Consider the following 10,831-nt stretch of genomic DNA (forward strand, 5'->3'; position numbering starts at 1 on the left):
TACCCGGCCGTTCTTGGGGCACCATCTGCGACAAGCCGTAAACCTACGGCTGCGTAACTTTCCACTGGGAATCCCTTCCCAGGCAGAGCAGGAAGGGGCCGGCCCGCCCATGGCAGAGCTCGTCTACCGTCCCGTCGTCGGTTTCGCCCGCACGCTGTTCAAGGTGTGGGATCTCAAGATCGACCTCCAGGGTTCGGAGAACATCCCGCGCTCGGGCGGCGCCGTGCTGGTGAGCAACCACATCAGTTACCTCGACTTCGTCTTCGACGGTCTGGCGGCGCTGCCGCAGAAACGTCTCGTGCGTTTCATGGCGAAGGAGTCGGTCTTCCGGCACCGCATCTCCGGTCCCCTCATGCGCGGGATGAAGCACATTCCCGTGGACCGCAAGCAGGGCGAGGCGGCCTACGCGCACGCCCTGGACTCGCTGCGGTCGGGCGAGATCGTCGGGGTGTTCCCGGAGGCGACGATCTCGCAGTCGTTCACGCTGAAGAGCTTCAAGTCGGGCGCCGCGCGCCTGGCCCAGGAGGCCGGCGTCCCGCTGATCCCGATGGCGGTGTGGGGCACGCAGCGACTGTGGACGAAGGGCCAGCCGCGCAACTTCAAGCGCAGCCACATCCCCATCACCATTCGGGTGGGCGAGGCGATCGAGGCCTCCCGCGACAAGTACGCGGGAGCCATCACGCGCCAGCTGCGCGAGCGCGTCCAGGAGCTCCTGGAGGCCGCCCAGCGCGCCTACCCCGTCCGCCCGAAGGGCCCGGACGACACCTGGTGGATGCCGGCCCACCTCGGCGGCACGGCGCCCACGCCGGAGCAGGTGCGGGCCGCCGAGGCGCACTGACGCCCGCCCGGCCGGCACTCAGGCGGAGGGCTCCGGAGCGCGGACCGCGATGTCCGTCCCCGGGCTGAACTTCGCCAGCAGCTCGGCGAGCTCCGCGGCGGCCGCCGTCACCTCGGCCACCGGCATCGGTGCCAGGCTCTCCAGCAGGAAGATGCCGGACGTCGTCCGCTCGGTGAGCCGGGTGCGCGGGCCCTGGCGCCAGTTCCAGCGGCGGCAGGTCACGCCCGCGTCGTCGCGCCACACGACTTCGCCCGCGTCGGGGTGCTCGACGGCCTCCTCTCCCCCGGCGACGGTCACGAAGTCCTCCTCCCCCGTGGCGCGGATCAGCCGCATGCCGCCCTCGATGCGGTCGATGTCCTCGCCGCCGACGGGGATCAGATGGGCGACGGAGACGGCGTTGTAGAGGTCCACCAGCAGGTTGATGCGGGGCAGCCCGGCGTCCGAGAGGGCCCGCTTGGCCAGGGCTTCCGCGGAGTTGCGGGTGCGGGACGGCTTGGAGCCGAACGCCGTGTAGGTCTCGCGCCAGGCGGCCATGTGCGGGTCCTCGTGCGGGGCGCGGCCGTCCAGGCGTAGGGCGAGCCGGCGCGCCGCGTCGTCCAGCAGGGCCGAACCGGCTTCACTGCTCGGGCCGTTGACCAGGCCGTGCGCCTCGATCGCGACGTGCGTGAAACCGGGGGCGAGGGCGCGTACGTCATCGGACACGGTCAGGGTGAGCGTCATGGTCGCCTTGCCTCAGAGTGCGGTCGGGAGCGTCTGCCACAGGTGAGGTCGGTCGCGCGCTGCCGTGAGCGTGTCGAGCACGACCGGATGCGGTGCAGCATACAAGACCGGGTAGTCCATTTCATTGGCCGCGAGGTCGGGCGTGAAGGCCAGCCGCTCACCGTCGAGGCAGAACTGGGCGTCGACGCCGGGCTTGTTGCCCCGCGGGTCCTGCCGGTGCCACGCGCCGTCGAACCGCACGGCGACCAGCCCGTGCACCACGTCGAACTTCTGGTAACAGAGCGCGGTGGGGATGTCCTCGGCCCGGAGCAGGGCGGCCAGCGCGTGGGCCTTGGCGTAGCAGATGCCGGTGCGCTGCTCCAGGACGTCGGAGGCGCGCCACGTGACGCGGAGATCACCGGAATCCTGCGAGTGCGGGATGGTGTCGCGGACGAACTCGAAAGCCGCCCGCGCATAGTCATACGAGTCGGCCACCCTGTCGGCGAGCTTCGCCGCCGTTGTCCGCACGAGCGGATGGTGGTGGTCGATCGCCTCGTCGGCGTCCAGATAGGCGGAGAGGTCGGGCGTCTGCTGGATCAGCTGCATGACGGCAGAGCGTAAGGAGAGGCCGCACCCTCGTCAATTCATTTACGCTCTACCGTATACCTATGCACCTTAGCGGGCCATCTCCTCCTTCAGCGCCGCCAGGAAGGCGTCCACGTCGTCCTCGGTCGTGTCGAAAGCGCACATCCAGCGGACGTCGCCCGCGGCCTCGTCCCAGAAGTAGAAGCGGAACCGCTTCTGGAGGCGCTCGCCCACGTCGTGGGGCAGGCGGGCGAAGACCGCGTTGGCCTGCACCGGGTAGAGGATCTCCACGCCGTGCACGGCCCGCACGCCCTCGGCGAGCCGCTGGGCCATCTCGTTGGCGTGCCCGGCGTTGCGCAGCCACAGGTCCCGGGCGAGCAGGGCCTCCAGCTGCACCGACACGAAGCGCATCTTGGAGGCGAGCTGCATGGACAGCTTGCGCAGGTGCTTCATGTGGCTGACGGCGTCCTGGTTGATGACCACGACGGCCTCGCCGAACAGGGCGCCGTTCTTCGTACCGCCCAGGGAGAGGATGTCGACGCCCGCGGCGTTGGTGAGCGTCCGCATCGGGACGTTCAGGGTGGCGGCGGCATTGGCCAGCCGGGAGCCGTCCAGGTGCACCTTCATGCCGTGCGCGTGGGCGTGCTCGCACAGGGAGCGTATCTCCTCCGGCGTGTAGACCGTGCCCAGCTCGGTGGCCTGGGCGATGGAGACGACCTGCGGCATGGCCCGGTGCTCGTCGTCCCAGCCGTACGCCTGCCGGTCGATCAGCTCGGGCGTGAGCTTGCCGTCGGGTGCCGGGACGGTCAGCAGCTTCAGGCCGCCGACCCGCTCCGGGGCCCCGCACTCGTCGACGTTGATGTGCGCGCTCTCCGCGCAGATCACCGCTCCCCAGCGGTCGGTGACCGCCTGGAGCGCGACGACGTTCGCGCCGGTGCCGTTGAAGACCGGGAACGCCTCTGCCGTCGGCCCGAAGTGGCTGCGGATCACCTGCTGGAGGTTGCCGGTGTAGGCGTCCTCGCCGTACGCGACCTGGTGCCCGCCGTTGGCCAGGGCCAGGGCGGCGAGGACCTCCGGGTGGGCTCCGGCGTAGTTGTCGCTGGCGAAACCGCGGACCTCCGGGTCGTGATGACGACGGGCGTCGGTCTTCGGCGGGTTCACGGCTTCTCGGTGAGCCACAGACGGTTTCCGTTCACTTCGGCGGCGGGCTTCTCCCAGACCGTGGTGATGGCCTCGGCCAGGTCCTTGACGTCGGTGAAGCCGGCGAACTTCGCGTTGGGCCGGTCGGCGCGCATGGCGTCGTGGACCAGCGCCTTCACCACCAGGATCGCAGCAGCCGACGTCGGCCCCCCGGCGCCCCCGGCCTTGCGGAAGTAGTCCGCCATGGCCAGCGTCCACGCCTCGGCCGCCGCCTTGCCGGCCGCGTAGGCGGCGTTGCCCGCGGTGGGCTTGGTGGCGCCGGCGGCGCTGATCAGCACGTACCGGCCGCGGTCGCTGCGCTGAAGCGCCTCGTGGAACGCGAGAGAGGTGTGCTGCACCGTGCGGACCAGCAGCATCTCCAGGAAGTCCCAGTCGTCGAGGCTGGTCCGGGTGAAGGTCTCGCTGCCGCGCCAGCCACCGACGAGGTGGACCAGGCCGTCGACGCGGCCGAAGTCCTTCTCGATCCGGGTGGCCCAGTCGCGGGTCGCCCCCAGGTCCAGCAGATCGACCGTGTCACCGGTGACGGTGGCGCCGCCGGACGCGAAGCTCGCCGCGTCCACCGCCTCCGCCAGCCGCTCCGGGTCGTTGTCCGACCCGATGACCGTCGCACCCGCCTCGGCCAGCCTGAGCAGTGCGGCCCGGCCGGCGGGCCCGCCCGCTCCGGCCACCGCGATCACCGCACCGCTGAGCGCCCCGTTCCCCATGATCTTCGCCTCCTGAGCAGTGTTCCCGGTACGCCGATCGCTCACGCGGCGATCCGCTCGGCGCCGTCCGCCGTGATGCCCTTGGTGGAGGCGATCACGTTCTTCAGCTTCTTGGACAATGCCTCATAGAACATGCTCAGCGGAAACTCGTCCGGAAGCACGTCATCGACGAGTTTCCGCGGCGGCTGCGTCGTGTCCAGGGCGTCGGGGCCCTTGGCCCACTTGGAGCCCGGGTGCGGGGAGAGGTACGTGGAGACCAGTTCGTAGCCGGCGAACCAGTGGACCAGCTTCGGGCGGTCGATGCCGTCGCGGTACAGGTCCTCGATCTCGGCGCACAGCTGGTTGGTGACCTGCGGGGCGCGCTCCCAGTCGATGGTGAGCTTGTTGTCGGTCCAGCGGACTACGTCGTGCTTGTGCAGGTACGCGAAGAGGAGCTGGCCGCCGAGGCCGTCGTAGTTGCGCACCCGCTCGCCGGTGACCGGGAAGCGGAACATGCGGTCGAAGAGGACCGCGACCTGCACGTCACGGGCCTGCGGAACGCCTTCCCCGGCCAGCTTCACGGCCTCCTTGAAGGCCGTGAGGTCACAGCGCAGCTCCTCCAGGCCGTACATCCAGAACGGCTGGCGCTGCTTGATCATGAACGGGTCGAAGGGCAGGTCGCCGTGGCTGTGGGTGCGGTCGTGGACCATGTCCCACAGGACGAACGCCTCCTCGCAGCGCTTCTGGTCGTGAACCATCGCGGCGACGTCCTCGGGCAGCTCCAGGCCCAGGATGTCGACGGCGGCGTCGGTCACGCGGCGGAAGCGGGCGGCCTCGCGGTCGCAGAAGATGCCGCCCCAGGTGAACCGCTCCGGGGCCTCGCGCACGGCGATGGTCTCGGGGAACAGGACGGCCGAGTTGGTGTCGTAGCCGGAGGTGAAGTCCTCGAACTTGATGCCGCAGAACAGCGGGTTGTCGTAGCGGGTGCGCTCCAGCTCGGCCAGCCAGTCGGGCCAGACCATGCGCAGCACGACCGCTTCGAGGTTGCGGTCCGGGTTGCCGTTCTGGGTGTACATCGGGAAGACGACGAGGTGCTGGAGGCCGTCCGCGCGGTTCGCGGCGGGCTGGAAGGCCAGCAGCGAGTCGAGGAAGTCGGGCACCTGGAAGCCGCTGTCGGCCCACCGGGTCAGGTCCTTGACCAGGGCCTCGTGGTAGGCGCCGTCGTGCGGGAGCAGCGGGGAGAGCTCCAGGACGGCATCGGCGACCCGGCGGACCGCGAGCTCGGCGTCGGCCGGGTCGGGCGCGCCCTCGGCGTCGAAGTCGATCGACCCGTCCTTGGACTGCCATGGCCGGATCCGCTCCACGGCATCCTTGAGCACGGGCCATGCAGGGTGCTCGACCACCCTGGCCACGGGAGGAAGAACTTCCTCCGAACCCACCTGCACAAGAATTTCCGTCATGTCCCACCTTCCACGGGAGAATCTCACGTATGCAGACCGTATACACACGAGGTTCCTCCCAGCAAGGGTGAACCCGGGAAATTATCCTGCCCGACCCTGTGCTTCACCGCACTTTTTCCTGTCGGTCACGCTTCTGCCCGGATGTGCAGCAACCATGCCCTCACTCTCTGCACAGGGCAGGTCCAGGCGATACGGTCGGAGGGGCCGTCAGGCCCCCAGTGCCGCCTGTCGACGGAAGAGAGTCGCGTCTTGAACTTCCTCACCATCGGTCACCGCGGAGTCATGGGTGTGGAACCCGAGAACACCCTCCGGTCCTTCGTCGCCGCCCAGGAGGCGGGCCTGGACGCCATCGAGCTCGATCTGCACCTGAGCAAGGACGGCGCGCTCGTCGTCATGCACGACACGGATGTGGACCGCACGACCGACGGCACCGGCCCGATCGCCGAGAAGACCCTCGCCGAGCTGCGGGCCCTGGACGCGGGCCGGGGCGAGCGGGTCCCGGTCTTCGAGGAGGTCCTGGAGGCCGTGCAGTCGCCGCTCCAGGCGGAGATCAAGGACGCGCAGGCGGCGCGGGCCCTGGCCGGGGTGATGAACGAGCGCGGGCTGGCGGGCCGCGTGGAGGTGTCCTCGTTCCACGACGAGGCGATCGCCGAGATCAAGCCCCTGGTGCCGGGGGTGCGCACCGCGCTGATCGCCAGCCGCTACGGCACCGACATCGTGGACCGCGCCGTCCAGGCCGGCGCCGAGACCGTCTGCCTGAACATCCGCCGGCTGACCCTGGAGATCGTGGAGCGGGCCCGCAAGGCCGACCTGAGGATCATCGGCTGGGTGGTGAACACGCAGGACCAGCTGCGGCTCGTCCGGGCGTTCGGTCTGGACGGCGCGACCACCGACCACCCGGACATCAAGCGCACGGGCCGTTTCACGGCGTAGCGGTCAGAGCTGGGCGAGTTCCTTGACCAGCAGCTCGAACTGAAGGTCGTCGCGCTGCGGAACACCGAAGCGCTCGTCGCCGTACGGGAACGGGGTCATCCGTCCCGTACGGCGGTAGCCGCGCCGCTCGTACCAGGCGATGAGGTCGTCGCGCACGGAGATCACGGTCATCTGCATCTCCCGCACGCCCCAGGTCTCGCGGGCCTGCCGCTCCGCCTCCGCGAGGATCACCTTGCCGAGGCCCGCGCCCTGGAGCCGGGGGCTGACGGCGAACATCCCGAAGTAGGCGTGCTCGCCCTGGCGCTCCAGCTGGCAGCAGGCGACGATCCTGCCCTCCTGCTCCACCGTGAGGAGCCGGCTCTCGGGCGACTTGATGACCTCCAGTACCCCCTCGGGGTCGGTGCGCTGCCCTTCGAGGATGTCCGCCTCGGTGGTCCAGCCGGCCCTGCTGTCGTCGCCCCGGTACGCCGACTCGATCAGCGCGACCAGCTCGTCCACGTCGGCGTCGGTGGCATGGCGGAAGGTCGGTGCGGTGGCGGCGGTCTCCATGGGCGTACGTCTCCTTGCGGCTGCGAGGCTGGGCAGGGATGAGCGTAACGCCACCACTAGGCTCCGCTGCATGGTGCAAGTACTCAGCAGCCGGATCCTGCTCCGCCCCACCGACCCCGAGCGGTCGCGTGCCTTCTACGGCGAGCAACTGGGCCTCGCCGTGTACCGCGAGTTCGGCACGGGAGCCGAGCGGGGCACCGTCTTCTTCCTGGGCGGCGGCTTCCTGGAGGTCTCGGGGCGGTCCGAGACGGCCCAGGCGCCCGCCGTACGGCTGTGGCTCCAGGTCGACGACGTGGCAGCGGCGCAGGAGGAGCTGCGGTCGAAGGGTGTGGAGATCGTGCGGCCGCCGGTGAAGGAGCCCTGGGGGCTGGTCGAGATGTGGATCGCGGATCCCGACGGGACGCCGATCGTGCTGGTGGAGGTGCCGGCGGACCATCCCATCCGCTACCGCCCCGGCATCTGAGCCCGGCCCGGGCGGTGTTCCCAGCCCCGCTCGGTGCGGGTGAGTTCGCGAAAGCCCGCAGAGGTCAGGGAGGCGGTGGTGGCGCTGCCCTCGGCGGGTTCGTAGGCGACGAGCCGGTCCACGCCGCACAGCCGGAGCCAGTCCGCGGCCCGGGCGAGCAGCCAGTGCTCCAGGCCGGTGCCGTGCTCCGCCGGGTCGATGTGCAGGTTGCCGATGTCGGCGAGGCCGGAGGCGCGCGTGTGGCGTTCCGGGCGGGCCAGGGCGGTGTCGATCTCGATGAAGCCGAGTGTCCTGCCCCCGGCCCGGGCCGTGAAGCGGGTGCCGCACTCCCCCAGCGTGCGCTCGGCCGTGACACCCGGCCGGGGTTCGTGGGCCGGCAGGTCGGCCACCCGGGCGATCAGGATGACCTCGGTGTCTCCGGTGTGCCGGAACCCCGCGCGTTCGTAGAGGGCCCGGATGTGCGGCCAGTTGCGGGGCAGGCCGTAGACGAGCGGGGCGGGCAGTGTGCCGTCGGCGTACCGGACGCGGGCGTTCCAGCGGGTCAGCTGTGCGAGGCACGCCCGCATCAGCAGGTCCGCCGCCGGCTGGGCGTCCGGCCAGAGGGGCGTCGCCGGGCGGTGGACGAACCAGTTGATCTCGGCGGCCTCCCGATAGCTCTCCCCGACCTCGGCGTCGGCGCGGTAGCGCAGCAGGTGGGCCGCGGCGACGACGTGCCGGCGCTGCTCGGCGACGAGCGTCGTCCGCTCGGCCACCCACGGGTCGGTGATGAACTCGCCTGGCCGCCGCTCCAGGTCGCCGAGGACGGTGTTCACGGAGACGGAGACGCCGGGGACGACGGCCGCGACGTGCATGTTGACCAGGTCGGTCAGCTGGTCGCGGTCGGTCTTGCGGAAGGGACGCACCTCGGGCGCGGGCATGGGTACCTCCGGGCAGGCTGAAGGAGCGGGAGGCCGCCACGCGGTGCGGTACGGGGTGAGGGTACGCCGCGGCCGCTGCGGCACACCACCGGGTTTCCCCGGATGGCAGGGAGCCCCGCGGGCGGCTTAGCGTGCTGGAGGGGGCCCTCGGGGGCGAGGTCCCCGCCGCTCGCGGAAGGAACGCCATGAAGCTCGACGCACCGGTGACCGGCGGTCCCTGCTGGACCGAGCTGGGGACCAGTGACCTGGAGGCGGCCCGGCGGTTCTACACGCGGCTGTTCGGCTGGCGGCCCGAGACGGACGCACGTCAGGAGGCGGGCGGCTACACCGTGGCGCACCTGGGGGACGCGGCCGTCGCCGCGCTCGCCCCGCTGTACCAGCCGTCGCAGCCGGTCGCGTGGAACGTGTCGTTCGCGGTGACCGATGCGGACGCCACCGTCCGTGCGGTGACGGAGGCGGGCGGGACACTGCTGTTCGGCCCGACGGACGTGTTCGACGTGGGGCGGTTCGCGGTGGCCGCCGATCCGGGCGGTGCCGTCTTCCAGCTGTGGCAGGCGGGGACCTTCCCGGGTGCGGGGCTGTTCAACGCGCCCGGTTCGCTGGGCTGGGTGGAGCTGATGACGCGGGACCCGGAGGGGGCCGTCTCCTTCTACACGCGGGTGTTCGGCTGGACGGTCGCCCCGTCGGACCGCTACACCCAGTGGGGCGTGGGCGGTGCCGACTTCGGCGGCATGGTGACGATGGACGAGAAGTTCCCGCCCGAGGTGCCGGCGCACTGGCTGCCGTACTTCGCCGTGGCCGACGTCGACGACACGACCGCCGTCGTCCAGCGGCACGGCACGGTCCTGATGGTGCCCACCTCCGTGCCCGACGGCCCGCGCATCGCGGTGCTGCGGGACCCGCAGGGGGCTGTGTTCGGCGTGTACCGGGCGGCCGACGAGGGCTGAGCCGGCGTCGTGGTGCCTTGTTCCGGCGGCACCGCCACTGCCGGCCTCGGAGGCGCTCAGGCCCGCAGGACGCCGAGTCGCCCCTCCAGCTGGCCGAGCAACTCCCCCAGCAAAGCGGCGAGTTCACCCTGCTCGGGCCCGTCCACGCCGGACAGCACCGCCGTCTCGTAGGCGAGCTGGACGGGCAGGATCGCGTCGACGAGGTCGCGCCCGGCGTCGGTGAGGCGGAGGTGGACGACCCTGCGGTCACGGGTGTCGCCGCGTCGTTCGACCAGGCCCCGCTCGGTCAGCTGCTTCAGGCGTTTGGTGACGGCCGCGCCCGAGGAGAAGGTTTCCCTGGCCAGGTCCCCCGGCGTCAGTTCGTGCCCGGTACGCCGCAGCGCACCCAGCAGATCGAACTCGGGCCGGCTGAGTCCGGCCCGGCGCAGCGGAGCGTCCTCGGCCTGCTGGAGCAGGGCGGCGCAGCGGTTGATCCGACCGATGATCTCCATCGGCCCGGTGTCGAGCCCGGGGTGCACGGTCTGCCACTGCCGGACGACGGCGGCGACGGTGTCGCCCCGGCGCCCGCCGTCCGGGAGGTCCTCCCCGGACGCGCCCTCGACCGCGCTCCCTCCGGCTGTCACCTCCTCGTCGGCCGTCCGCCCCTGCGCCACCGGCTCTGCCCCGGTCCCCGGCTGCGGGGCCGGTCCCGCGTCGCTCCCCGTGGGCGATGGTCCTTCGGTCGGCGTCATGGCCGTGCGTCCTCCGTTTCGGTGGCCGGGTCCCGGTCCGGGAGCAGTCCCTGGCGTCGGGCCGTCGCGGCGAGCGTACGGTGTCCGGCCTGTTCGGCGAGCACGACCCGCTCCTGGGGCAGGGCCCGCTGCCACCATTCACCGGCGGCGGCGTCGGCCGCTGCGCGCAGCTCGGCCAGGGCGACGGCGAGGCCGCGGCGGGCGGATTCCAGGGCAGCGTGGCCGGGGTCCGGCCCGGCCAGGAGGCGGGCGGCGTGGCCGCGGGCCCGGTCGGCGGCGGTCAGCGCCCGTTCGACGCGGGCGCCCGCGCGTCGGTTGGTGACGGCCAGGGCGGCGACGAGCCCGACCAGCGCGCCGACGACGGTGTCCACGACCCGCTCCGTCATCAGCGTTCCGGGCTCCTGGTGGCCGGCGAACTCCGTGATGAGCAGGGCCATCGGCGTCACGCAGACGCTGCCGAGCCAGTAGTTGCGGCTGATCAGCAGCTCCGCGCCGAAGCTGAACGCGAGGCAGCACAGCACGAGCGCCACCGGCCCGAGGTGCGCGAGCGGCACGACGGCCAGGAAGACGAGCACGCCGACGGCGTTGCCCACCACCCGCTGGACGGCCCGGCTCCAGGTCAGAGTGAGGTTCGCCTGGTAGAGCGAGGCGGCGGTGACCAGCGCCCAGTAGGGGCGGCCGATCCCGAGAGCGAGCGAGGCGTAGCCGGCGAGCGCGCAGCCGAGGGCGGTGCGCACCGCGAGGGGGGCCGGCGGGCCGAGCCGCGCCCGCAGGGGCCGGGCGGTGTCCACTCCGAGCAGTTCGTCGGCGGCCGCGCCCGCCGCTC

13 protein-coding genes are annotated in these 10,831 nt (G+C 71.7%); 4 read left to right on the forward strand and 9 right to left on the reverse strand.

The features are described 5' to 3' along the window. Nucleotides 1–109 precede the first annotated feature (109 nt). Nucleotides 110–838, forward strand: a complete 729-nt coding sequence (locus GTY56_RS20595) for a lysophospholipid acyltransferase family protein (RefSeq protein ID WP_033307110.1) — start codon at nucleotides 110–112, stop codon at nucleotides 836–838. Nucleotides 839–856: 18 nt separating this feature from the next. Here the strand turns inward: GTY56_RS20595 and GTY56_RS20600 are convergent, their stop codons facing one another. From GTY56_RS20600 to GTY56_RS20620, 5 genes are all read right to left on the reverse strand, one after another. Further along, entirely contained in the window at nucleotides 857–1,558 is a 702-nt protein-coding gene (locus tag GTY56_RS20600) for a B3/B4 domain-containing protein (protein ID WP_161366826.1), read from the reverse strand. A 12-nt stretch (nucleotides 1,559–1,570) separates the two neighbouring features. Continuing rightward, nucleotides 1,571–2,143: a transglutaminase domain-containing protein gene (locus tag GTY56_RS20605; protein ID WP_161366827.1), complete on the reverse strand. Its 573-nt coding sequence runs from the start codon at nucleotides 2,141–2,143 to the stop codon at nucleotides 1,571–1,573. Nucleotides 2,144–2,212: 69 nt separating this feature from the next. Next, nucleotides 2,213–3,283 (reverse strand): beta-eliminating lyase-related protein, encoded by a 1,071-nt coding sequence (locus tag GTY56_RS20610; protein ID WP_161366828.1) that lies wholly within the window; start codon nucleotides 3,281–3,283, stop codon nucleotides 2,213–2,215. Beyond that, complete coding sequence (locus GTY56_RS20615) at nucleotides 3,280–4,026, reverse strand: SDR family NAD(P)-dependent oxidoreductase (RefSeq protein ID WP_161366838.1); 747 nt, start codon at nucleotides 4,024–4,026, stop codon at nucleotides 3,280–3,282. Before GTY56_RS20615 ends, GTY56_RS20610 begins: the two co-directional genes overlap by 4 nt. Before the next feature lie 41 nt (nucleotides 4,027–4,067). Then, on the reverse strand, nucleotides 4,068–5,465 hold the full coding sequence (locus GTY56_RS20620) for a DUF6421 family protein (RefSeq protein WP_161366829.1): 1,398 nt from the start codon (nucleotides 5,463–5,465) through the stop codon (nucleotides 4,068–4,070). Between the two features lie 249 nt (nucleotides 5,466–5,714). On the opposite strand from GTY56_RS20620, the gene GTY56_RS20625 reads away from it, so the two are divergent. Further along, the gene (locus tag GTY56_RS20625) at nucleotides 5,715–6,398 is read left to right on the forward strand and encodes a glycerophosphodiester phosphodiesterase (RefSeq protein ID WP_161366830.1); all 684 of its coding nucleotides are present in this window, start codon (nucleotides 5,715–5,717) and stop codon (nucleotides 6,396–6,398) included. Between the two features lie 3 nt (nucleotides 6,399–6,401). Here GTY56_RS20625 and GTY56_RS20630 read toward each other — a convergent pair whose 3' ends face one another. After that, the gene (locus GTY56_RS20630) at nucleotides 6,402–6,947 is read right to left on the reverse strand and encodes a GNAT family N-acetyltransferase (protein WP_161366831.1); all 546 of its coding nucleotides are present in this window, start codon (nucleotides 6,945–6,947) and stop codon (nucleotides 6,402–6,404) included. 70 nt (nucleotides 6,948–7,017) lie between these two features. On the opposite strand from GTY56_RS20630, the gene GTY56_RS20635 reads away from it, so the two are divergent. After that, the gene (locus tag GTY56_RS20635) at nucleotides 7,018–7,410 is read left to right on the forward strand and encodes a VOC family protein (RefSeq protein WP_161366832.1); all 393 of its coding nucleotides are present in this window, start codon (nucleotides 7,018–7,020) and stop codon (nucleotides 7,408–7,410) included. Here GTY56_RS20635 and GTY56_RS20640 read toward each other — a convergent pair. Beyond that, nucleotides 7,392–8,327, reverse strand: coding sequence for an N-acetyltransferase (locus tag GTY56_RS20640; protein WP_161366833.1), 936 nt, complete (start codon nucleotides 8,325–8,327; stop codon nucleotides 7,392–7,394). The genes GTY56_RS20635 and GTY56_RS20640 overlap by 19 nt on opposite strands. Before the next feature lie 185 nt (nucleotides 8,328–8,512). Between GTY56_RS20640 and GTY56_RS20645 the strand changes: the two genes are divergently transcribed. Beyond that, nucleotides 8,513–9,274 (forward strand): VOC family protein, encoded by a 762-nt coding sequence (locus GTY56_RS20645; protein WP_161366834.1) that lies wholly within the window; start codon nucleotides 8,513–8,515, stop codon nucleotides 9,272–9,274. Between the two features lie 56 nt (nucleotides 9,275–9,330). Here GTY56_RS20645 and GTY56_RS20650 read toward each other — a convergent pair whose 3' ends face one another. Then, nucleotides 9,331–10,005, reverse strand: a complete 675-nt coding sequence (locus GTY56_RS20650; protein ID WP_161366835.1) for a MarR family winged helix-turn-helix transcriptional regulator — start codon at nucleotides 10,003–10,005, stop codon at nucleotides 9,331–9,333. After that, nucleotides 10,002–10,831 (reverse strand): FUSC family protein (locus GTY56_RS20655; protein ID WP_161366836.1); only part of this gene is annotated, 830 nt, incomplete at its 5' end. The genes GTY56_RS20650 and GTY56_RS20655, both read right to left, overlap by 4 nt.

Source organism: Streptomyces sp. SID5643 (assembly GCF_009872555.1).
GTDB lineage: Bacteria > Actinomycetota > Actinomycetes > Streptomycetales > Streptomycetaceae > Streptomyces > Streptomyces iakyrus.

Coding starts and splice junctions, on each gene's coding strand:
- GTY56_RS20640 (WP_161366833.1), bottom strand. CDS start 8,327: ATGCCCGCGCCCGAGGTGCGTCCCTTCCGCAAGACCGACCGCGACCAG.
- GTY56_RS20630 (WP_161366831.1), bottom strand. CDS start 6,947: ATGGAGACCGCCGCCACCGCACCGACCTTCCGCCATGCCACCGACGCC.
- GTY56_RS20605 (WP_161366827.1), bottom strand. CDS start 2,143: ATGCAGCTGATCCAGCAGACGCCCGACCTCTCCGCCTATCTGGACGCC.
- GTY56_RS20600 (WP_161366826.1), bottom strand. CDS start 1,558: ATGACGCTCACCCTGACCGTGTCCGATGACGTACGCGCCCTCGCCCCC.
- GTY56_RS20595 (WP_033307110.1), top strand. CDS start 110: ATGGCAGAGCTCGTCTACCGTCCCGTCGTCGGTTTCGCCCGCACGCTG.
- GTY56_RS20635 (WP_161366832.1), top strand. CDS start 7,018: ATGGTGCAAGTACTCAGCAGCCGGATCCTGCTCCGCCCCACCGACCCC.
- GTY56_RS20645 (WP_161366834.1), top strand. CDS start 8,513: ATGAAGCTCGACGCACCGGTGACCGGCGGTCCCTGCTGGACCGAGCTG.
- GTY56_RS20620 (WP_161366829.1), bottom strand. CDS start 5,465: ATGACGGAAATTCTTGTGCAGGTGGGTTCGGAGGAAGTTCTTCCTCCC.
- GTY56_RS20615 (WP_161366838.1), bottom strand. CDS start 4,026: ATGGGGAACGGGGCGCTCAGCGGTGCGGTGATCGCGGTGGCCGGAGCG.
- GTY56_RS20650 (WP_161366835.1), bottom strand. CDS start 10,005: ATGACGCCGACCGAAGGACCATCGCCCACGGGGAGCGACGCGGGACCG.